This window comes from Dietzia sp. SLG310A2-38A2, assembly GCF_014145095.1.
Lineage (GTDB): Bacteria > Actinomycetota > Actinomycetes > Mycobacteriales > Mycobacteriaceae > Dietzia.
This window is the reverse complement of record NZ_JAALDX010000539.1, coordinates 3,055-22,339: the sequence shown is the minus strand read 5'-3', so window position 1 is coordinate 22,339 and position 19,285 is coordinate 3,055. Positions and strand designations below refer to the sequence as shown.

Below are 19,285 nucleotides of genomic sequence, written 5' to 3'. Positions count from 1 at the left end.
GAGTCCGCGCCCTCGGCTCGTTCCCGACGGCCCGCCCAATCCCGGGTGCACCGCCCCAAGAAGAAGCGACGGTCGTGAGCCCGAGGCGCCGCACCGCCGACCCGGTTCTGGTGCCCGAACGCCTCTGGCGAGCACTGGAACTCCGGCACGCCGGGGCCGTGGACTCACTGACCACCGACCACCTCGAGCGTCGACGGCGAGGCGAGCCACACCCGGTCGCGGACTTCCTCTTCACCTACTATCGGTCGAGCGTCGCCACCATCCGACGCTGGCACCCCGGCCCCGGGATCATCCTGGAGAACGCCCACCTGACCGAGCGGGTCGAATGGCGTCATTACGAGCGCGCCTCACTACACGGCCGGACCGGCCTGATCGTGGACCCCACGTCCGTCCTGTCCCGCTGCGGGCCCCGCATCTCCCGGGCGCGCGAGGTCGTCGAGGCAACAGCGTCGAGACCCGGCGCCATGGGCTGTTTCGGCCTCCATGAATGGGCCATGCTCTACCGCAGCGGGGACGACGCCGTCCGTCACCGACAGGTCCCTCTACGGGTGTCGCATACACGGATCGACGAGGTGGTCGACCGCTCCCGGCTACGGTGCACGCACTTCGATGCCCTCAGGTTCTTCTCCGAGGCGGCCGTCCCCCTCAACGAGGACGTCCTCACCCGCGACGCGAAGGTCCGTCACGAACAACCCGCCTGCCTCCATTCCGGGATGGACCTCTACTCGCACGTCGCGGACATGGAGGCCGGAGCCCCGGGCGAGCTCCTGGTGGCCACGCTGGTCGCCGCATTCGACGCCCGCGAGGTCGACATGCGGTCCTCGCCCTATGATCTGTCGGCGTGGGGGCTCGACCCGATCCCGGTGGAATCCCCCGAGGGACGTGCGGAGTTCGTCGCCCACCAGCGCGGATGGATCGCGCGGACACAGGCGCTCCGCGCCCGATACCTGGTGGCGGTGCGAACCCTGGAGTCGACGATCTCCACCAGCTCGGCCGGTACCGAACAACTGCCACTCAGGCGGGAACCGCCCCGAACAGCCGCTCGGCCACCGCGGTGATCACGCCCCCGAGCTCGGCGTAGGCGTCGTCACCGGCCGTGGCCGTGCGAAGCACCAGACCCATCGTCCGGCCCGGTGCGGGCTCGAGGAACCTCGCGACCCCGATGCCGGGGTCGCGGCTCTCGGACACCACGGCCGACTCCGGCACGATCATCACCCCCAGCCCCCCGGCGACGCACCGCACCGCGGTGGTCAGGGACGCCGCCCGCGACCCACCACGACCCAGGATCGGAGCCGAGACCCGCCGGCACAGGTCCACCGTCTGGTCACGGAGGCAATGCCCCTCGTCGAGCATCAGGAGTGGGAGATCCACGAGGGCCTCGAGCGAGAGGCCCTCCCGCCCGGCGAGCGGGTGGTCAGCCGGGACGAGGAGTGCGAACGGTTCGGTGTACAGGGGCATACCGATGGCACCCGCGGAATCGGTGGGAAGGGCCATGATCGCGACGTCGATAGCCCCCGAGCGCAACTGCTCGAGCAGTCTGGCGGTCTGATCCTCGACGATCCGTGGCCGCAGATCCGGGAAACGCTCGGTCAATGCGGGAAGCAGCCCCGGCAGTAGGTAGGGCGCGGCCGTGGGGATCACTCCGATTCGGACGTCGCCCGACAGCGGCCCCCCGCTACCGGCGGCGATGTCGGCCACTGCGTCCATCGCGCCCACGGCGGCCCGTGCGAACGGGAGGAGTTGGTGCCCGACCGGTGTGACGAGCACCGTCCTGGTGCTCCGTTCGACCAGATGAACCCGCAGTCCCTCCTCCAGCGTCGCCAGGGCCTGGGAGAGAGACGGCTGGCTCATTCCCAGCTCTTCAGCGGCACTGCGGAAGTGAAGACGCTCCGCGACAGCGAGGAACACCCTGAGCTGGGTCACGCTCGGAACGAACCGCTGATTGGCCATGTCGATGAGTGTAGGACGATCAATAGCCCCACGTCGATGATTATTCACCCGCCCCTATGGGTGATCTTCACCTCATTAGGCTTTACCTCTCACTGGGTGTCGGGCATAGTCTCCCCTGCCCGTTCAAGAACGGCCCATAACCCAGGAGGATCACATGGCACTTCTCACCATCGGCGATCAGTTCCCCGACTTCGAGCTCACCGCACTCAAGGGTGGCGACCTGCAGCAGGTCAACGCCCAGCAGCCCGAGGACTACTTCGAGACGATCACCAACCAGTCGTACGCCGGCAAGTGGCGGGTGATCTTCTTCTACCCGAAGGACTTCACCTTCGTCTGCCCCACCGAGATCGCCGCGTTCGGCAAGCTCGACGAGGACTTCCAGGACCGCGACACGCAGGTTCTCGGTGGCTCGATCGACAACGAGTTCGCGCACTTCAACTGGCGCGCGACCAACGACGAGCTCAAGGGTGTCCCGTTCCCGATCCTGTCGGACATCAAGCACGAGTTGATCCGCGCGCTCGGTGTCGAGAACGCGGACGGGGTCGCCGACCGCGCGACCTTCATCGTCGACCCGGACAACGTCATCCAGTTCGTCTCCGTGACGCCGGACGCCGTCGGTCGCAACGTGGACGAGGTCCTCCGCGTCCTCGACGCCCTCCAGTCGTCCGAGGTCTGCGCCTGCAACTGGCAGAAGAACGACCCGACGAAGAACATCAACAAGATGGACATGCTGCAGGAGGGCATCAAGTGACCATCGAGAACCTGAAGTCCGGGCTCCCTGAGTTCGCGAAGGATCTCAAGCTGAACCTCGGGTCGCTGGCGCGCTCCACGGAGCTGTCGCCCCAGCAGCTCTGGGGGACCTTCCTGGCCACCGCCGCGGCGACCCGGTCCGAGACCGTGCTGTCCGAGATCGCCGACGAGGCGCGCGAGCACCTGTCCGACGAGGCGTTCAACGCCGCTCTGGGCGCTGCCTCCATCATGGCCATGAACAACGTGGCCTACCGCGCCAAAGAGTTCCTGGGCGACGATTACACGCAGGTCAGGATGGGCCTACGGATGAACATCATCGCGAATCCGGGAGTAGAGAAAGCCGATTTCGAGCTCTGGTCCATGGCCGTCTCGACGATCAACGGGTGCGAGAACTGCACCGCTGCTCACGATGACGTCATCCGCAAGGAGGGCATCACCAAGGAGCAGGCCTGGGAGGCCGTGAAGATCGCCGGCACCGTGGCCGGCGTTGCGCAGGCTGTCGAGATTCACGCCAACATCTGACACCGCGTCCCGTAGCCGCATATGGAGCCCCGTCGACACCGTCGACGGGGCTCCGCGCTGTCCGCTCACGCAACACGGTGAGTTGACCCTCCCCAAATCGCCCAGACAGGACTAGGTTCGGAGGCAGGGAAGTGGAAAAATCTTTCACACCGATGCGAAGAGATCTGGAGACGCCATGACCACCGGAGGCACCCCGTCAGGGGACGGGTTCCCGAACGATCCGAACAGCACCGGCGCCGCCCAACAGAACTGGGGCGGACAGCAGTACGGCGGACAGGGGGACGCACAGGGATTCGGCCAGGAGCCCTATCCCGGACAGGGTTACGGCCAGCAGGGCTTCGGCCACCAGCCGTACGGAGACCAGGGGTACGGGTCCGGATACCCCCAGTCCGGCCAGGGGGGCGGGCCGGTGATGACGGGCAGGGTGTCCGCCACCGACGCCATCGGCGCCGGCTGGCAGATGTTCAAGAACAATCCACTGCCGTGGGTCTTGGTCACGTTGGCCATGTTCCTCGCCAACGGGATCGCGAGTTCGATATCCAATTCTCAGTCGGCGTCGGTGGCGTTCCTGGGCTCCATACTGGCGATCGCCGTGAGCTTCCTGTTCCAGGCCTTCATCATCCGGGGAGCCCTACTCGAGGTGGACGGACACAAGCCGGAGATCGGTGACTTCTTCAAGTTGCAGAACTTCGGGGCGTTCGTCATCGCCGCGATCCTCGTGGCGATCGCGACGTCGATCGGGTTGATCCTCCTCATCATCCCCGGAATCGTGGTCGCGTTCTTCCTGTACTGGACCCTCCACTTCGTCGTGGACCGCAACATGACCGCGATCGACGCCATGAAGTCCAGCGTCAACGCGATCAAGTCCGACGCGGGGAACCTGTTCGCTCTCGCAGTGCTCAACATCCTCGTCGTCGTGGCCGGTTTCCTGGCCCTGTTCGTCGGGCTCCTCATCGCGATCCCCGTGGCCACCCTGGCCTCGGTATTCGCTTATCGCACCATCACCGGACCGAGCGAGTTCTCGCGGATGGCAACGAGCACGGTCTGATCCCAGCATCACGAATTCCCGCCGGCGACAGGTGACTCGCTCGGCCGACGACAGCCCCCGGCGAGGTCGCCGGGGGCTGTCGTCGGCACGAGACGATGCTGATCAACCGTCCGTGACTTCTCCGACCTCCGCGGACTCTCTCTCGTGGACCATCGCGCGACGGACCGCCCAGATCGTCACGGCGAACGCCACCAGCGCGAGCGGCCACCCCATGGCGATCCGCGCAGCCCCGAGCCAATTGACCTCGTCGTTCAAATAGAGCGCGTACTGCAGGACAGCACGAATCGCGAAGAGCCCGGCCCAGACCCAGGTGGCGACGGCATACCACCGTCGCGCCTGGGGATTTCGGCGCCAGGCCATTCCCTTCCCGTCGAGCAACCCCCAGATCACGCCGACGAGCGGCCACCGCGCGAGCGCGGACAGCGCGAACGCCCCGCCGTACACCGCCTGCGTGATGATCCCGTAGAGGAAATACCCCTTCGCGCTTCCGGTACGCCAGGCGATCAGGACGCCGATCGCGACCCCGATGAAGCCGGAGATCGCCGGCTGGGGGTTCTCGCGGCGGGCCAGTGACCACGCCAGCATCGCTACCGCCACCCCCAGAGCGGCCCATATCGCCACCGTCAGTCCCCAGAAGCTGTTGACGGGGACGAAGGTCAGTATGGGAATCGACGAGTAGACGAGCCCGCGGACACCACCCATCTGCTCGAGCAGCGAGGCGTCCGGGTCACCGAACGCGGACTTCCGCTTCGTTGCCGGGTTCTCGGTGGGGATGTCACCGGTGGACTGATCCCCGGCTCGCTCAGACTCGGTCACACTTCTCCTCCGCGTCCCGCGCCCGGTTGCCCGCTGAGCAACTCGTAGCGTGGATTGAACATGATCTTCTGGCCCGCCCGGACGCCGATGCGCCCGGTCACCTTGACGAAGCGGCCCGTGTCGATCCCCGGGATCGATCTACGTCCCAGCCAACACACGTCCACCGCACCCGTACCGTCATACACCTCGGCCGTCACCCCGAGGAACTGTTCTCCCCCACCGGACAGAACTGTGCGCACGCGGCCGGCCAGAGTGACCAGCTGGCCCCGCTGGGCGCTCTCGACCGGTGAGCTGCCGATGCCCTGCACCACCCCGGCCAGGTCCACCGCGTCGAGCGACTCGAGCGGCGCGGTCAGTCGAGCCGAGAGCCCACGGAGCATCCGTGTGACGGACATGGCTCCCCCCTCAGCACGTCGGATGGTCAGAGATCGTCGGTGGGTCGGAGCCGGTCCATGGCGCTGCCGTCCCGACGTGGCCGCGACTCCGGCTGCTGAGGCTGGTCCCCGGAGGACGCCGGGGTCGGGGTCGGAGTCGGCGCCGGGGTCGGGGTCGGGGCGCCCGACGTCTGGGTCTGCGGACTCTGGGTCTGCGGACTCTGGGGCTGCGGACTCTGGGGCCGGGCCTGCGTGGCCGCCTGGCCCTGTTGACCGGCCGCCATCTGCTGCTGGTAGGCCTGGGCCTGCTGCTGCGCCGCCAGTTGCGACTGCGCCTTGACCAGCGCCTGTTGGATCTCGTCAGGGATGGTCAGCGGTAGCGCCTCCCGGACGGGCATCGGTCCGTCGCCACGGTTCACCAGAAGGTGCTTGAACACCTCCCTGCCCTCCTCGGCGGCCTGCTCGGCCAGCTCCGGGGTGGCCATGATGCGCACCTCAGCGGTCCACCGGTGACCGTCGACCCCGATCGCACGGAACACCGCTCCCGGCATGACGGCCACGAGCTCGCGCCCCCACGGACCGTCCTCGACGGTCACCTCTGCGCCCTGGCCCTCGAGTTGCTCACGCATGCCGGTGACCATGGTCCGCCACTGCCCTGCGGACTTCGGCGCGGCGAAGGCCCGCGGGATGACCCGCGAGACGGTGGTGACCACGTGGAACTCCGGCTGGCCGTTCGGGTCCAGCGCGACGTTGAGATCACGTCCCTTGGGGACGCCGATCACCAGGGAACCGAGGTCGAGGTGTCCGTACCCGAGGTCGGTGTAGTACCGGGCCACGTCCCCTACCGACGAGCGGTCATGGGGACCCGTCGCGGACGGTGCGGAGTCCGCGGGCTCCCCGGGGGTGGCGGCGTCGCGGTCCCCGGTCACCGACTTCTTGCGTCCGAACATGGTCGAATCCTCTCCGCGTGCGACCCGGTCCCGGTCGGGACCGTGCCTCTTGACGCTACCCAACGATGTCTGACGCCGGTCAGGTCAGGCGGTGGTGACCTCCGGTCGATCCGTGGCCCCGCTCGCCCCGGTCGGTCTGATCGAGCTCGTCGACCTCCAGGACGTCCCAGAGTTCGACTCTCTGGATGATCAACTGAGCGATCCGGTCACCGCGTCCGATGCTGACGGGATCGGACGGGTCGAGGTTGACGAGGTTGACCTTGATCTCACCGCGATATCCGGCATCGATGGTTCCCGGGGCGTTGACGATCGAGAGTCCGGCACGCGCGGCGAGCCCGGATCTGGGATGGACGAGTCCCGCATACCCCTCCGGGATGGCGACGGACACCCCCGTGCCCACCAGCGAACGCTGCCCGGGCTCGAGTTCGCAGTCGACTGCGGAGTAGAGGTCGATACCCGCATCCGAGGGATGAGCGCGGGACGGCGCCGGAAGCCCGGGGTCCAACCTCCGTAGACGCAATGGTCCGCCTGATCGGGACGTGTGATCCGAGTAGTTCATTGCTGGCCGCCCTCCTGCCGGGTGGAGCCCGGGTGATGGATAGTCTTGATGTCGTGCCCGAAGAAGATCTCCGACCGTCGCCCGACCGCGTCCCGCGCCCTGTCCACTCAGAACGACTCCGGGTACCGGCGTGGTGGTGGGTGGTTCTCGCTGCCGTCACCGCCCTCGTCGCCGCCGTGGCCTCGGTCCTCGGCGCACCGTGGTGGCTGTGGCTCCTCACCGTGGTCGTGCCCGCCCTGTTCGCCTGGCTCTTCGTGACCGTCGGCCGCGAGCGGATCGAGGTCGAGTCCGACGGGCAGGGCGGAGGGACCCTGTACGCGGGCCGCGCGCGCCTGCCCTTCGAGGCCATCTCGCGCAGCGCCGTCGTGCCCGCGACCGCCAAGCAGGCCGCGATGGGGCGCCAGCTCGATCCGGAGGCGTTCGTCGTCCACCGCGGCTATGTCCCCACCATGGTGATCGTCGTCCTAGACGACCCGCTGGACCCGACGCCCTACTGGTTGATCAGTACCCGGGACCCGGAGGGGCTCGCGGCGGCGCTCCCCGACAACCACTACAGCTGAGCGATCAGCCCGCGCAGTCCACGCAGATCGGCAGTCCGTCCCTCTCCTCGGCGAAGCGGCTCCGGTGATGGACGAGGAAGCAGTCTCCACAGGTGAACTCGTTGTCCTGCTCGGGAACCACGCGAACGGTGAGTTCTTCCCCCGAGAGGTCCGCTCCCGGCAGTTCGTAGGACTCGGCGGTGTCCGTCTCGTCCACGTCGACCTCGCCGGTTGCCCCCTCCGCCCTCCGGGCCTTGAGTTCCTCCAGCGAATCACCGGCCAGCTCGTCAGCTTCGGTCCGGCGGGGTGCGTCGTAGTCGGTTGCCATGTGTCTCTTCTCTAGCGGTCTGGTGACGAGGGGCGGGCGGCTCGATCGTGGACCGACCGGCGCACGCATATTAACGGAAACTAGCAGGGATTTCATCCGCACTTCCGGACCGTGTCCCCGCCGGGTCGCCGATTCCCCGACGATTAGAGTGGTGAGGCGGACCCGGACAGGGCTCCCGCACCGCGACACCTGCAGGAAGGACCCTCATGGTCGTCCACCTCAGCGCCCAGGCGACACCCAGTCCGACCCCCACTCGGGGGATGGGACGTATGCGCGGCCCCTACATCATCTTCGTGGTGGCCACGTTGGTCCTCGGGTGCCTCGTGTGGGCCTTCGCCCTCAGGGGGAGTGATGCGGCGACGCAGGCCGCCGCCTGCCCCGTGACGCCCGCGGCGGAGGAGGCCGGGTTGCAGGACCAGCCCGCCGACGCCCTCGACACGGTCGAGCCGGCCCTGTTGGCGGACACCAGGGTCCGGGTGCTCAACGCGAACGGGCAGAGCGGCCAGGCCGGCGCGGTCGCCGCCCAACTCGCCGAACGCGGATTCCAGCCGGCGGGAGCCGACGCCACCAGTAACGACCCCGTCTACGCCCAGGACCTCGAGTGCCACGGACAGATCCGGTACGGCGAGGCCGGGCAGGCGAACGCGCGGTCACTGTCCCTGGCGGCGCCGTGCATGCAGCTGGTGTCCGACGGGCGGGCGGACGAGTCCGTCGACCTGGTGCTGGGGACGATCTTCTCGCGCCTGTCGGACTCGACGGAGAGTGTGGGCTCGCTCGACGAGCTGAAGGTGGGACGTCAACCGATCTCCGCCGAGCTGGATGCGGCGCGCGCCGTCAACTGCTGACCGCGCCCCCGAGCGTCTCGAGCGCGGAGAAGAACTCCCTCGCCACACCAGGCGCCGCAGCGACGGTGGGGACCTCGTCGTCATAGGAGACCCGCACCACCGCGCCGGCCTCGGCGGCGATCAGCGCCCCGGCTGCGTGATCCCACGGCTTGAGGCAGCGCTCGTAGTAGGCGTCGATGCGGGCGGTGGCCAGCATGCACAGGTCCAGTGCCGCGGACCCGCACCGTCTGATGTCGCGGATCCGCGGAAGGAGTTCCGCGACCGCCCGCCCCTGTTCCGCTCGGACGTCCGAGTCGTAGGAGAACCCGGTTCCCACGAGCGCCATCGACAGGTCGTCGCACGACGACGCTCTCAGTTCGGTGACCGTTCCCGTGGCGGATCGGAGGCTCGACCCGCGGCCGACCCCCGCGGTCCAGGTCTCACCGGTGACGATGTTGTGGACCGCGCCCGCGCGAACCACCCCGTCGACCTCCGCCGCCACGGAGACGGCGGTGAAGGGGATCCCGTAGAGGAGGTTGACGGTCCCGTCGACCGGATCCACCACCCACCGCACGACTCCCCGTCCTGCGGCGGTCGACCCCTCGCCACCCTCCTCCCCCAGGACCCGGTCGCCCGGCCTGGCGGCGGCCACCCGCGAACGGAGGTGCTCCTCCACGGTGGTGTCGATGACGGTCACCGGGTCGGTCGCCGAACTCTTGGCGCGCGGGTCGAGGCCCGTGGAGGCCAACTGCTCCACCATCCGCCGGGCCACGTCACCGCCCGAGACCGCGAGTCGGTCCGCGAACGCCCTCAACTCGTCGATGGTGTCCTCGTGGGCTGGTCCCGCGACACCGTGGGCCGTCTCCTCCGCCATGGCGGCTCCCTTCGTCGTCGTCTCCGGATGGTCCGGTCCCGCGGGGGACCGGACAGATACGCTGACGAACGGGCGCTCGTCGCCCCCATCGTGCCCCGTGGGCCCGATGGTCTCCAACCCTCAGCCGTGACCCACACGGCCCGTCACCCGGGAGCCCGAGATGCCCACCCCCACCCCCGCCGAGCGCGACCAGGCATCCGTCACCTCCACCGGCTTGGGGGTGGACGTCGGCGGCACCGGGATCAAGGTCGGACGGGTCGACCTCGGCACCGGGGAACTCCTCGGCGCGCGGTTGACACGACCCACCCCCCAGCCGGCGACCCCGGACGCGGTCGCCGAGGTCATCCGCGCGATGGTCGAGGAGGTCGGATGGGACGGCCCGGTGGGCGTGGCGCTGCCCAGTGTCATCCACGACGGCGTCGCCCGGATCGCCCACAACATCGACGGCTCCTGGGTCGGCTGCGATGTGATCGCGCTGTTCGACAGACACCTCCCCGGACGCTCGGTGGTCATGCTCAACGACGCGGACGCCGCGGGGATCACCGAGGTGCACTACGGCGCAGGTGAGGGCGTGGACGGCCTGGTGGTCCTGCTGACCTTCGGCACCGGCATCGGTTCGGCCCTGCTGTTGAACGGACACCTCATCCCCAACACAGAGTTCGGGCACCTCATGGTGGAGGACATCGCCGGGCGGGGTTTCGACGAGGCCGAACACCTGGCCTCCGCGGGTGTACGTGCGCGGGACGAACTGACCTACGAGGAATGGGCACCCCACGTGTCCAACGTCCTGCGTTCCCTCGAGGACCTGCTCTGGCCCCGCGCGTTCGTCCTGGGGGGCGGGATCAGCGAGGCCGCGGAGGAATGGTTCCCGCTGCTGCAGAACCGCACACCGGTTCGCGCGGCCATTCGACGTGGCGACGCCGGGATCATCGGCGCCGCGCTGTACGCGGCGGGGCACGCCGGCCTGGTGGACCTGGGGGCGACGGTGTCCCCGGACAGCTACTGACCCGCCGTCAACAGCGCCTGATGCGACCTCCGGGCTGGATCCTCGTTACAATGGCGCAGGCCGGGATCACCTACCGGCCGGGGACGGGCCCGGTACCGCAAGGCGGACGGCTCGAGTGTCGGCAGAATGTACGGCATCGATCCCCGTTTCCCATCGATTCACCGGTTGTGAAGGGGCGTTTGTGGCAGCCACGAAGACCACCAGTTCGGATTCCGCGATGAGCGGCGATCCGTCGGACACCGAGGTCACGGGCGAGGCCCCCGCCAAGAGGACCGCGGCGAGCAGGACACCAGCGAAGAAGGCCGCTCCCGCCAAGAGGACGGCGGCGAAGAAGTCGTCTCCCGCCAAGAAGACCGCGGCCAAGAAGACCGCCGCGAAGAAGACCGCCGCGAAGAAGACCGCGGCCAAGAAGACCGCCGGAGCCGGCGACCCCGCGCTCACGGACGCTGCTCCGGTCGACGAGGCACCCGTCGAGGCCCTCGAGGTCGAGCCTGACACCGCAGAGCTCGAGGACGTCGAGGTCGAAGTTGTCGACGTCGATGACTCGGAGGCCGACGAGGAGACCAAGGAGGGGCCCACCGCCAAGGACAAGGCGTCGGGTGACTTCGTCTGGGACGAGGACGAGTCCGAGGCACTGCGACAGGCCCGCAAGGACGCCGAGCTCACCGCGTCGGCAGACTCGGTCCGCGCCTACCTCAAGCAGATCGGCAAGGTCGCCCTGCTCAACGCCGAGGAGGAGGTCGAGCTGGCCAAGCGTATCGAGGCCGGCCTGTACGCCACCTGGTTCATGGCGCAGGTCGTCGAGCGTGGCGAGAAGCTCACCACCGCCCAGCGCCGCGACTACAAGTGGATCGAGCGGGACGGCGTCCGCGCCAAGAACCACCTGCTCGAGGCCAACCTCCGGCTGGTCGTGTCCCTGGCCAAGCGCTACACCGGCCGCGGGATGGCGTTCCTGGATCTCATCCAGGAGGGCAACCTGGGTCTGATCCGCGCGGTCGAGAAGTTCGACTACACCAAGGGCTACAAGTTCTCGACCTATGCGACCTGGTGGATTCGCCAGGCCATCACCCGCGCCATGGCCGACCAGGCGCGCACCATCCGCATCCCGGTGCACATGGTTGAGGTCATCAACAAGCTCGGCCGCATCCAGCGTGAGCTACTTCAGGACCTGGGCCGCGAGCCCACCCCGGAGGAACTGGCCAAGGAGATGGACATCACCCCGGAGAAGGTGCTGGAGATCCAGCAGTACGCCCGGGAGCCCATCTCGCTCGACCAGACCATCGGCGACGAGGGCGACTCGCAGCTCGGCGACTTCATCGAGGACTCCGAGGCCGTGGTGGCCGTGGACGCAGTGAGCTTCACGCTCCTGCAGGACCAGCTCCGCTCCGTGCTCGACACCCTGTCCGAGCGCGAGGCGGGCGTGGTGCGGTTGCGTTTCGGCCTCACCGACGGACTGCCCCGCACGCTCGACGAGATCGGGCAGGTCTACGGGGTCACGCGCGAGCGGATCCGCCAGATCGAGTCCAAGACCATGTCGAAGCTGCGCCACCCGTCGCGGTCCCAGGTGCTGCGCGACTACCTGGACTGACGGGGGCCGGTCTGATAGGGCTACAACCTGCTGTTATGGCGGGTTGTAGCCCTCACACTAGACAAGCACACCGCTTGCGGTCAAGATATTAGTTATGGCGCGTCGCAAAAAATCCCCTCCCCCGCTCGATCTAGTGCACCTCCTGCCGTCCTGGGAACTAGCGCTGCGCGCTGAACGCAAGTCGCCGGCCACGGTCAAGAGCTACGGCGACGGGGTGCGCAAGTTCATCGAGTGGACTGGTACAGCCGACGTGCCCCCGGTCCTGGACAAGCCCACGGTTAACCGATTCGTCTCCGAGCTGCTCGACGCCGGCGCCGAAGCTGCGACCGCCCGTTCCCGGCATCTGGCGCTGCGCCGGTTCTCCGCGTGGCTCGTCGAGGAAGACGAGGCCGACGAAGACCTCCTGCTGGGCTCAAAACCGCCGAAGCTCGATCGCAAGGTCATTAACTCACTCACCGAAGCCCAGTGCGCCGCGCTACTCAAAGCCTGCAAGGGCAAAGACCTTCGGGACCGCCGGGACGAGGCGATCGTGCGGTTAATGCTCGAGACCGGTATCCGCGCCGGCGAGGTGTGCGACCTGACCACCGATTCTGTGAACCTCACCTCGGGAACCGTGACCGTGGTCCGCGGCAAGGGCGGCAAGGGCCGCGTGGTGCCAATCTCAGACCAGACCGGCCGGACGATCGACCGCTACCTGCGAGCCCGTCGCGCGCATCTCCGCTCCGGCTCCCGCGACTTGTGGGTGGGCGACCGAGGCAAAACCTTGGCCTACTACGGGCTACACAAGACGCTCAAGTGGCGCGCCGACCTTGCTGGCATACCGAACTTCACCCCGCACGTTCTGCGCCACACGGCGGCCTCTCGATGGCTAGCCGCCGGGGGCTCAGAGGGCGGACTCATGGCGGTGGCCGGGTGGAGCACCAGAGACATGATCGACCGATACGCGGCCGATACCGCGTCAGCTCGCGCCGCCGAAGAAGCGCGCCGCCTGAACCTGGGAGACCTATGACCACGCGGATCGACGTGCTTCACGACGATGGTTCGATCTACTGCTCCTTCGTGCGCAAGCACCGGGATGCCCCCAGTTTCGTCGCGGGCATGCGGTGGACCGAGGACAATCCGCAATCCGTGCGCTCCAAGAACCGTCACGGGGAAGCGAACGAGGAACTGGCGCTCGTAGAACTGGCGCTCGAACCACAGTTGCGTGCATCACGCCGCATGGACAACGTGGCAACAGACTCCCGACCCCTGATGACCGAGAGGGGCATCGACACCCGGCTTGCTCCGAACTTTCACTTTCCCGGCCCGTTCATCGTTGGCGGCGATAAACTGTTCCGCTTCCTCGACCGTCTGGCCGGGGCTGGACAGACCGAAGTGTCGGTGTCTGCGCTGCGCAGATTTGTTTAGCGATGCCACGCGCCCTACCTGCACTAACTGGTGAATGACAGCGCTGTTATTCGCTGTGCTACAGTGCTACCTGGAAGCCGGACCCTCAATCCGGTGCAGCGTCCGCCGGACGTGAGCATGACCAGGCCGCCCCTCAAGCGCGGCCTACCTCGCATCTCCAGAGGTTGTCATGCCACAGTCCGAATCTCTCAGCGCATCCGAAAGAAAGATGCGCGCCCAGATCGCCGCTCACGAGTCGTGGGCCACCACAACCGACCGGGCCGCGCGTACCGCGAAAGCCCGTCAAGCCGCCCTGGATCGCTTTGAGAAGCAAGTCGATCCCGAGGGTGTCCTCTCCCCTGCCGAGCGCGCCAAGCGTGCCGAGAACGCCCGCAAGGCGTACTTCCAGCGTCTCGCGCTGAAGTCGGCGCAGGCCCGCCGGCGCCGCGCCACCGCCGGCCGTGACGAGGCCGGGGGTGCGTCGCAGTGACCGACACGCAGAAGGCCGGCCCCCACCACGAGACCGGCCCCCACAAGAACGCTGATTCTGACAGTCACTCTACCCCGCCTGCGCACCGGTCGCAGATCACTGACCAGCTCGACCGATTCAACTCCGCATGGGTTGCGCAGGGGCATCCGCCCATCGGGTACCGCACCGACGCTGGAGCCGGCCAGCTGCTTCCCGTTGGCCCGCCGCCCGACTCGTGCCGGCTACTACTGTCGGGCGCCCTGTGGGCGTCACAGAAGGCCGTAAAGAACGCGGCCACCCTTGTGCACCCCGAGGACCTGGACGAGCCACACAGGACGATCTGGGCCGCAATCTGCGCCCTCGCTGCCCGCGGTATCACCGGCGCCCAGGCCGTCATGGACGAGATCGTGCGCACCGGGGACGCTTCCCAGTCGGTCCGTGACGAGCTCACCCAAGCGACCACCGCCGGCGGGGTGCCCGAGGCGATCCCGTACTACTGCGCCCAGATTCTCGCCGGCCACTTCCGCCGCGCCGTCGAATCGCACGGCACCGGGTTGGTCGGGTGGTGTGCCACCGCGGGCGAGGATGAACTGTGGGAGCACATCATCACCGGCGGGACCCGACTGCGAGGTCTCCACGACCGGCTCACCGCTGCCCGTAAGGGGGCCGGCGATGCTCACGAGTGACCCCTTCACCGACGGTGGTCCTGGTGGTCCTACACATAGGGGTCCAGGACCACAGGACCACTACCCCGACAGTGGTCCGGGACCGGTCCGGGACCGCGATGACCTGCCCGAATACGGAATCACCCGCGCCCGGTACGCCGACGTTGCCGGACTGCTCGCCGGGACCATCCCAGGACCACCCGAACCGGCCTTCGGCGCCCGCACTGACGGACACCGACTGTTCTACGCCGGACAAGTCAACCTGATCTTCGGAGACCCCGAATCAGGCAAGACATGGGTGTCCCTCGCCGCCGCTGCCGAGGCACTGACCGCCGGGCAGAAGGTCCTCGTGGTCGACCTGGACCACAACGGGGTGGCCTCCATCGCCGCCCGCCTGGTGGCCCTTGGAGTGGACCCCGACATGCTGGGGACCCTCGACCGGTTCCGGTACATCGAACCGGAGGACCGCAGCGACGTGTACAACGTCGTGGACGACTGTGCCGACTGGGCACCGGACCTCGTGGTCGTGGACTCCCTGGGGGAACTGCTGCCCCTTTTCGGGTCGTCCAGCAACAGCGCCGACGACTTCACTGTGGTCCACACCGCGGTGTTGAAGAAGATGGCGATGGCCGGCGCCGCGGTGCTGCTGATCGACCACCTAGCCAAGGGGTCCGAGTCTAGGACGTTCGGCCCCGGCGGCACCGGCGCCAAGCGCCGCGCCATTGGCGGAACCTCGATCCGTGTGCGGGTCAAGGACGCCTTCACACCGGGCTCCGGTGGCGCTGCCTACCTGACCGTGAACAAGGACCGTCACGGCGGTCTGAGACAGCACTGCCCCACCGGGGATCGGGAACCGCTGGCCGGTGTGTTCCACCTGCGGTCCTATACCGGCGGGGTCCTCATGGCTGAGACTGTCCCACCCGCTGAGGGGGAGTCGGCCCCAAGTGACTTCGGGATCGGTGCCAACCCCGAGCGGGTCGCCGCTGACGTGGACGCCCTCGCCGCCCTGGACCCGCCCCCGACCTCGAAGAGGGACGTGCAACAGCGGATGAAGTGGGGATCGGATCGCGCCGTGGTCGCACTGGACGAGTACCGGAGACGCCATGAGAACCCGTGAGTGGTCCTTGGTCCTCGACCCCCAGGTCCGGGACCACAGGACCAACCCTGACCTGCACAAACACCCCAGTGGTCCTGAGGCTCCCAGGACCACCCAGGACCACTACCGGAAGGCACCCATGAACCCCGGCACCCTGCCCGCGTCACGACGGACCTGGGGATGGGATAACCCCATCGCCAAGGCCCTGCGCCCGGACCACTACGACGACCCGACCAACGACGGTCTAGGGGTCCCCTTGAGGTGGGCCGACCACCAGGACGTGATCGAGAGCGCAGGCGGGACGGTCTACATCGCTCACCCGTACATCCTCGACGGTCTAGCCCTCGATGACCTTGCCCGACTGAGGGACATGGGCTGGCAGGTGCGGGTGAGCGGGTCGGACTACCTGCCTGGGCGGTCCGTGCGCGTCTCCATCGAGAAGGGCGGGCGTGATGCCTGACTCCCGGCTGCTCGCACCGATCCTCGAGGGCCACATGACAGAGACCCAGCTCGCGGGGATCGGAGACATCCTCCACGAGTGGGCCGGCGTCGGCTTGCACCAGGCCACCGTCGACGACCTGACCGAGGCCCGCGCCCACCAGAAGATCTACCTCGACGCGCTGGAGAAGCAACACGCCCGCCGACACGCTGCCGCCGGGGTCGTGTCCCTCGCCGCCTACAGGAAGGCCCGCCGATGATCCCCGACCCCGACACGTTCGCCGCTGCCCGATGTGTGGGCCGGTGGACCGACTGGGAGACCGACCGGCTCGAGGGGGAATCCCCGGTCGACCGTCTCGAGCGGCTCAAGTGGGCCGCCGCCCAATGCCAGCAGTGCACCGCGTTCTCTGCGTGTCTCACTTTGGCCGACCAGACCCCAAAGAAACACCGACAGCACCACGTGTGGGCCGGGACCGTGCCCCCGATCAAGGAGAACTGACCATGCGGTTACAACCCAAACCAATGGCTGCCGCCGCTGGTGTCAGCGGGCACGACCGCCGACCGGTCCGCCTTGTGATCGGCACAGATCACGTGTTCGACATGTCCAAGACCGAGGCACTGACCCTGGCCGACCAACTGGTCGATGCCGCCGAGCTTTCCCAGGAGACCACATGAACAAGCGCCTGCCGACCATTCCGCCTGTGCCGCCGCGCTGCACTCGCGTCGGGCATGCCTGGCCCACACATAAGGCCCGCGCCCGCGCTCAGCGCCGCGCCAAGCGTCAGGAGACCACGAATGTTTGACCACAAGGCCCTCGCCGTCCTCGTCGCCGCGCTGGACGGACACAACCCGAACATCACACACCAGCCCGACGGCACCATCACCCTGACCACTGGCCGCGGCCGATCCGACCTCGCGCTGGCCACCGAGGACCTGCTCGCAGATCGGATGCCCGCCGTGGCCGTGCGGGATATAGCCAACGCCGCCCTGGCCGTGGCGATGTGCACCGCCGCCACCCTCGGAGCCCCCGAGCTGGACATCGACCCCAAGGCAGTCGCCGCAGAGCTGCGGTTCCTGCTCCGCGCCGCCGCGCTCGAGGCCGAACAGTGACAGGGGCCCGCGCATCCGGGCAGGTGGCGCACTGCCCGCCCGGCGCGGTGATCCTCACCCCGCGGGCGCTCACCCTCCTGGCACGCCACCTACGGGCCCGGCGCGAACCGGACGACTTCGCCACCGCCGCGATCGTCCGCGACATCGAACGCCTGTCACACGCGAGTCCCACGTCACGTGACGTAATCGCGCCTGACCTCGCCGGTGGGGTTTCATCAGAAGTGGACACCCGAAGCGCAGCAACCCTACTAGGCATCAGCCCGGCCGGAGTGCGCAAACGAATCCACAGACAACAACTCGCAGCCCGCTACGACGGCACCCGCTGGTGGGTCGCACGGGCCGAACTCGAAAGGCAGTGACCCCGTGGCACACAAGCCCCTCGGCACCAGCACCGCCAAGAACCAACTCATGCGCGCCACCGGCGTCGCGTCCGCCCGCAACGAAGGCGGTTCGGTGTTCCTGAGCCCCGACCCCGTCGAGGGTGCCGCGATCACCTCGCAGATCCTCGACAACCCCGACCAGCTCGCCACCATCATCGCCGAGCACTCCTCGGTGTCGCTGGCCACCCGCGTACTCGGAGGCGAGCGCACCGTCAACACCGGCATGCTCTGGTTCTCCAGCCTCGGACCGGAAGACCTGACCGTCGAAGGTCTGGCCGACCGCGCCGAGGGCACCGAATACCCCATGGTGAGAATCTCCCCGGCAGACCTCAAGGCCCTGCACCCGTCCGACATCGGCGGCAAGTTCCGCGTCTCGGACGAGGCCCGCGCCGCCGGCATCACCGACATCATCCGCGACGGCATCAGCCTCATCACCAAGGGCCTCGTGGACACGCTCGACGACATGGTCCTCAAGGCCCTGGACGAGGCCACCGCCCTCACCCCCCACGGTGTGATGCCGGTCGACTCGTGGGCCGATGTCCAGCTCACCGGAGCAACCCCCACCCCGGCCGGGCAGACCCCCGCCGCCGCCCTCGTGCGAGCACAGACCGAACTGCGCACCAAGGGACTACTGACCCGCGGCGACATGCTCGTGGTCAACCCCGCCGACGATGCCAACCTGCGCATCGCCTACGGGCCGCAGTACGCCGACCTGCTCACCGGCCTGGGCATGGAGGTAGCCATCAGCCCCCGCGTCGCCGCTGACACCGCGTACGTCGTCGGAACCGGCGGACTCGGAGGCGTCGTCTCCAAGAACGGGCTCACCGCCGAGACGTGGCGAGACCCGGCGATCCGCTCCACATGGGCCCAGGTCTACCTCGAGCCCGCCGTGTACATCTCCCGCCCCGGCAACATCATCAAGCTGACCGGCACCAGCACCGTCGAAGGAGCCTGACCCATGAACTACCGCACCGCTCTCACCGAGCTGTACACACCGGGCACCGCGATCACCGCCCGCGCCACCACCGCCCTGACCCGGGGGCAGTTCGTCGCCGTGGTCGCCGGAGACGACACCAGCCACCCCAACGTGGCAGTCTGCCCCGCCGGTGACCGCCCCTTCGGACTGGCACACCTCGACGCCGACACCGACACCCTCGTCGGAATCCAGCGCGGCAACGGCCGATGCTTCCGCGTCCCCGCAACCGGCAGCATCACCGCCGGCGCGCATGTCGAAGTGGGAGCCGACGGCACCGCCACCACCCACACCACCGGAGAGGTCGCAGGCACCGCACTCCACGCCGCCACCGACGGACACGTGGACATCACCCTGGCCTAGAGCCACCACAAACCCCCACCAGCGCGCTTACTCTCCTTTCCGCGACTGGTGGGACGGCAGGGCAAGGGGACCAGCGACCCCGCTAACAGCCCGCCACCCGAGAGCCCCGCACGAGATCGGCAGCCCGTGCGGGGCTCTCACACGTCAACAAGAGGGGGTGGCCCCTTTTCTTTGACCCGGTACCCCTCCTGACAGCCACCCGCCGGTAGTCAGGCTTTTTTGTACAGGGCCGAAAGTTACGGGTCCAGGGGGGATGCCCCCGGGTGGTCGGGTCTGG

General features: G+C 68.2%; 27 protein-coding genes. 20 read left to right on the top strand and 7 right to left on the bottom strand.

What is annotated here, in order from left to right:
- Positions 1 to 74 precede the first annotated feature (74 nt).
- The gene (locus tag G6027_RS17155) at positions 75 to 1,058 is read left to right on the top strand and encodes a hypothetical protein (RefSeq protein ID WP_346995787.1); all 984 of its coding nucleotides are present in this window, start codon (positions 75 to 77) and stop codon (positions 1,056 to 1,058) included.
- On the opposite strand, the gene G6027_RS17150 is transcribed toward G6027_RS17155, so the two are convergent.
- A complete protein-coding gene (locus G6027_RS17150; RefSeq protein ID WP_182638190.1) occupies positions 1,015 to 1,950 on the bottom strand; it encodes a hydrogen peroxide-inducible genes activator in 936 nt (311 codons plus the stop codon). The two genes, G6027_RS17155 and G6027_RS17150, sit on opposite strands and share 44 nt — an antisense overlap.
- 154 nt (positions 1,951 to 2,104) lie before the next feature.
- On the opposite strand from G6027_RS17150, the gene G6027_RS17145 reads away from it, so the two are divergent.
- The 3 genes from G6027_RS17145 to G6027_RS17135 all read left to right on the top strand — a co-directional run bounded on the left by G6027_RS17145 (position 2,105) and on the right by G6027_RS17135 (position 4,270).
- Positions 2,105 to 2,701 carry a peroxiredoxin gene (locus G6027_RS17145; RefSeq protein WP_182638189.1) on the top strand — a complete coding sequence of 199 codons (597 nt, stop codon included), beginning with the start codon at positions 2,105 to 2,107 and terminating at the stop codon, positions 2,699 to 2,701.
- Entirely contained in the window at positions 2,698 to 3,222 is a 525-nt protein-coding gene (locus G6027_RS17140) for a carboxymuconolactone decarboxylase family protein (RefSeq protein WP_182638188.1), read from the top strand. Before G6027_RS17145 ends, G6027_RS17140 begins: the two co-directional genes overlap by 4 nt.
- A gap of 175 nt (positions 3,223 to 3,397) precedes the next feature.
- Complete coding sequence (locus G6027_RS17135) at positions 3,398 to 4,270, top strand: hypothetical protein (protein WP_182638187.1); 873 nt, start codon at positions 3,398 to 3,400, stop codon at positions 4,268 to 4,270.
- A gap of 102 nt (positions 4,271 to 4,372) precedes the next feature.
- Here the strand turns inward: G6027_RS17135 and G6027_RS17130 are convergent, their stop codons facing one another.
- The 4 genes from G6027_RS17130 to dut form a co-directional block, all read right to left on the bottom strand.
- On the bottom strand, positions 4,373 to 5,086 hold the full coding sequence (locus tag G6027_RS17130) for a DUF3159 domain-containing protein (protein WP_182638186.1): 714 nt from the start codon (positions 5,084 to 5,086) through the stop codon (positions 4,373 to 4,375).
- Positions 5,083 to 5,481, bottom strand: a complete 399-nt coding sequence (locus tag G6027_RS17125) for an OB-fold nucleic acid binding domain-containing protein (protein ID WP_182638185.1) — start codon at positions 5,479 to 5,481, stop codon at positions 5,083 to 5,085. Before G6027_RS17125 ends, G6027_RS17130 begins: the two co-directional genes overlap by 4 nt.
- A 26-nt stretch (positions 5,482 to 5,507) precedes the next feature.
- Positions 5,508 to 6,410: a DUF3710 domain-containing protein gene (locus G6027_RS17120; RefSeq protein WP_182638184.1), complete on the bottom strand. Its 903-nt coding sequence runs from the start codon at positions 6,408 to 6,410 to the stop codon at positions 5,508 to 5,510.
- A 79-nt stretch (positions 6,411 to 6,489) separates the two neighbouring features.
- Positions 6,490 to 6,969 carry a dUTP diphosphatase gene (gene dut / locus G6027_RS17115; protein ID WP_182638183.1) on the bottom strand — a complete coding sequence of 160 codons (480 nt, stop codon included), beginning with the start codon at positions 6,967 to 6,969 and terminating at the stop codon, positions 6,490 to 6,492.
- A gap of 53 nt (positions 6,970 to 7,022) precedes the next feature.
- Here dut and G6027_RS17110 point away from each other — a divergent pair, with 53 nt between their 5' ends.
- Positions 7,023 to 7,529, top strand: a complete 507-nt coding sequence (locus tag G6027_RS17110) for a DUF3093 family protein (protein ID WP_182638182.1) — start codon at positions 7,023 to 7,025, stop codon at positions 7,527 to 7,529.
- Positions 7,530 to 7,533: 4 nt separating this feature from the next.
- Here G6027_RS17110 and G6027_RS17105 read toward each other — a convergent pair whose 3' ends face one another.
- Positions 7,534 to 7,836 (bottom strand): DUF4193 domain-containing protein, encoded by a 303-nt coding sequence (locus G6027_RS17105; protein WP_179525218.1) that lies wholly within the window; start codon positions 7,834 to 7,836, stop codon positions 7,534 to 7,536.
- 260 nt (positions 7,837 to 8,096) lie between these two features.
- On the opposite strand from G6027_RS17105, the gene cei reads away from it, so the two are divergent.
- On the top strand, positions 8,097 to 8,681 hold the full coding sequence (gene cei, locus G6027_RS17100; RefSeq protein ID WP_241727231.1) for an envelope integrity protein Cei: 585 nt from the start codon (positions 8,097 to 8,099) through the stop codon (positions 8,679 to 8,681).
- On the opposite strand, the gene G6027_RS17095 is transcribed toward cei, so the two are convergent.
- Complete coding sequence (locus tag G6027_RS17095; protein ID WP_182638180.1) at positions 8,671 to 9,534, bottom strand: inositol monophosphatase family protein; 864 nt, start codon at positions 9,532 to 9,534, stop codon at positions 8,671 to 8,673. The two genes, cei and G6027_RS17095, sit on opposite strands and share 11 nt — an antisense overlap.
- Positions 9,535 to 9,694: 160 nt before the next feature.
- Between G6027_RS17095 and ppgK the strand changes: the two genes are divergently transcribed.
- From ppgK to G6027_RS17025, 14 genes are all read left to right on the top strand, one after another.
- Positions 9,695 to 10,540, top strand: coding sequence for a polyphosphate--glucose phosphotransferase (gene ppgK, locus G6027_RS17090; RefSeq protein ID WP_182638179.1), 846 nt, complete (start codon positions 9,695 to 9,697; stop codon positions 10,538 to 10,540).
- Positions 10,541 to 10,721: 181 nt separating this feature from the next.
- Positions 10,722 to 12,128, top strand: a complete 1,407-nt coding sequence (locus G6027_RS17085) for an RNA polymerase sigma factor (RefSeq protein WP_182638178.1) — start codon at positions 10,722 to 10,724, stop codon at positions 12,126 to 12,128.
- 94 nt (positions 12,129 to 12,222) lie between these two features.
- Positions 12,223 to 13,137 carry a tyrosine-type recombinase/integrase gene (locus G6027_RS17080; RefSeq protein ID WP_182638177.1) on the top strand — a complete coding sequence of 305 codons (915 nt, stop codon included), beginning with the start codon at positions 12,223 to 12,225 and terminating at the stop codon, positions 13,135 to 13,137.
- Positions 13,134 to 13,535, top strand: a complete 402-nt coding sequence (locus G6027_RS17075) for a hypothetical protein (RefSeq protein ID WP_182638176.1) — start codon at positions 13,134 to 13,136, stop codon at positions 13,533 to 13,535. Before G6027_RS17080 ends, G6027_RS17075 begins: the two co-directional genes overlap by 4 nt.
- A gap of 169 nt (positions 13,536 to 13,704) precedes the next feature.
- On the top strand, positions 13,705 to 14,004 hold the full coding sequence (locus G6027_RS17070) for a hypothetical protein (protein ID WP_241727230.1): 300 nt from the start codon (positions 13,705 to 13,707) through the stop codon (positions 14,002 to 14,004).
- The gene (locus G6027_RS17065; protein WP_182638175.1) at positions 14,001 to 14,669 is read left to right on the top strand and encodes a hypothetical protein; all 669 of its coding nucleotides are present in this window, start codon (positions 14,001 to 14,003) and stop codon (positions 14,667 to 14,669) included. Before G6027_RS17070 ends, G6027_RS17065 begins: the two co-directional genes overlap by 4 nt.
- Positions 14,656 to 15,765 (top strand): AAA family ATPase, encoded by a 1,110-nt coding sequence (locus G6027_RS17060; protein ID WP_182638174.1) that lies wholly within the window; start codon positions 14,656 to 14,658, stop codon positions 15,763 to 15,765. Before G6027_RS17065 ends, G6027_RS17060 begins: the two co-directional genes overlap by 14 nt.
- Positions 15,752 to 16,204 (top strand): hypothetical protein, encoded by a 453-nt coding sequence (locus G6027_RS17055; protein WP_182638173.1) that lies wholly within the window; start codon positions 15,752 to 15,754, stop codon positions 16,202 to 16,204. The genes G6027_RS17060 and G6027_RS17055 overlap by 14 nt, the downstream gene beginning before the upstream one ends.
- The gene (locus G6027_RS17050; protein ID WP_182638172.1) at positions 16,197 to 16,442 is read left to right on the top strand and encodes a hypothetical protein; all 246 of its coding nucleotides are present in this window, start codon (positions 16,197 to 16,199) and stop codon (positions 16,440 to 16,442) included. The genes G6027_RS17055 and G6027_RS17050 overlap by 8 nt, the downstream gene beginning before the upstream one ends.
- Positions 16,439 to 16,681: a hypothetical protein gene (locus G6027_RS17045; protein ID WP_182638171.1), complete on the top strand. Its 243-nt coding sequence runs from the start codon at positions 16,439 to 16,441 to the stop codon at positions 16,679 to 16,681. The genes G6027_RS17050 and G6027_RS17045 overlap by 4 nt, the downstream gene beginning before the upstream one ends.
- Positions 16,682 to 16,704: 23 nt before the next feature.
- Positions 16,705 to 16,857, top strand: coding sequence for a hypothetical protein (locus tag G6027_RS17040; protein ID WP_182638170.1), 153 nt, complete (start codon positions 16,705 to 16,707; stop codon positions 16,855 to 16,857).
- Between the two features lie 120 nt (positions 16,858 to 16,977).
- Positions 16,978 to 17,292 carry a hypothetical protein gene (locus G6027_RS17035; protein ID WP_182638169.1) on the top strand — a complete coding sequence of 105 codons (315 nt, stop codon included), beginning with the start codon at positions 16,978 to 16,980 and terminating at the stop codon, positions 17,290 to 17,292.
- A gap of 363 nt (positions 17,293 to 17,655) precedes the next feature.
- Entirely contained in the window at positions 17,656 to 18,627 is a 972-nt protein-coding gene (locus G6027_RS17030; RefSeq protein ID WP_182638168.1) for a major capsid protein, read from the top strand.
- A gap of 3 nt (positions 18,628 to 18,630) precedes the next feature.
- The gene (locus G6027_RS17025; protein WP_182638167.1) at positions 18,631 to 19,008 is read left to right on the top strand and encodes a capsid cement protein; all 378 of its coding nucleotides are present in this window, start codon (positions 18,631 to 18,633) and stop codon (positions 19,006 to 19,008) included.
- Positions 19,009 to 19,285: the final 277 nt, after the last annotated feature.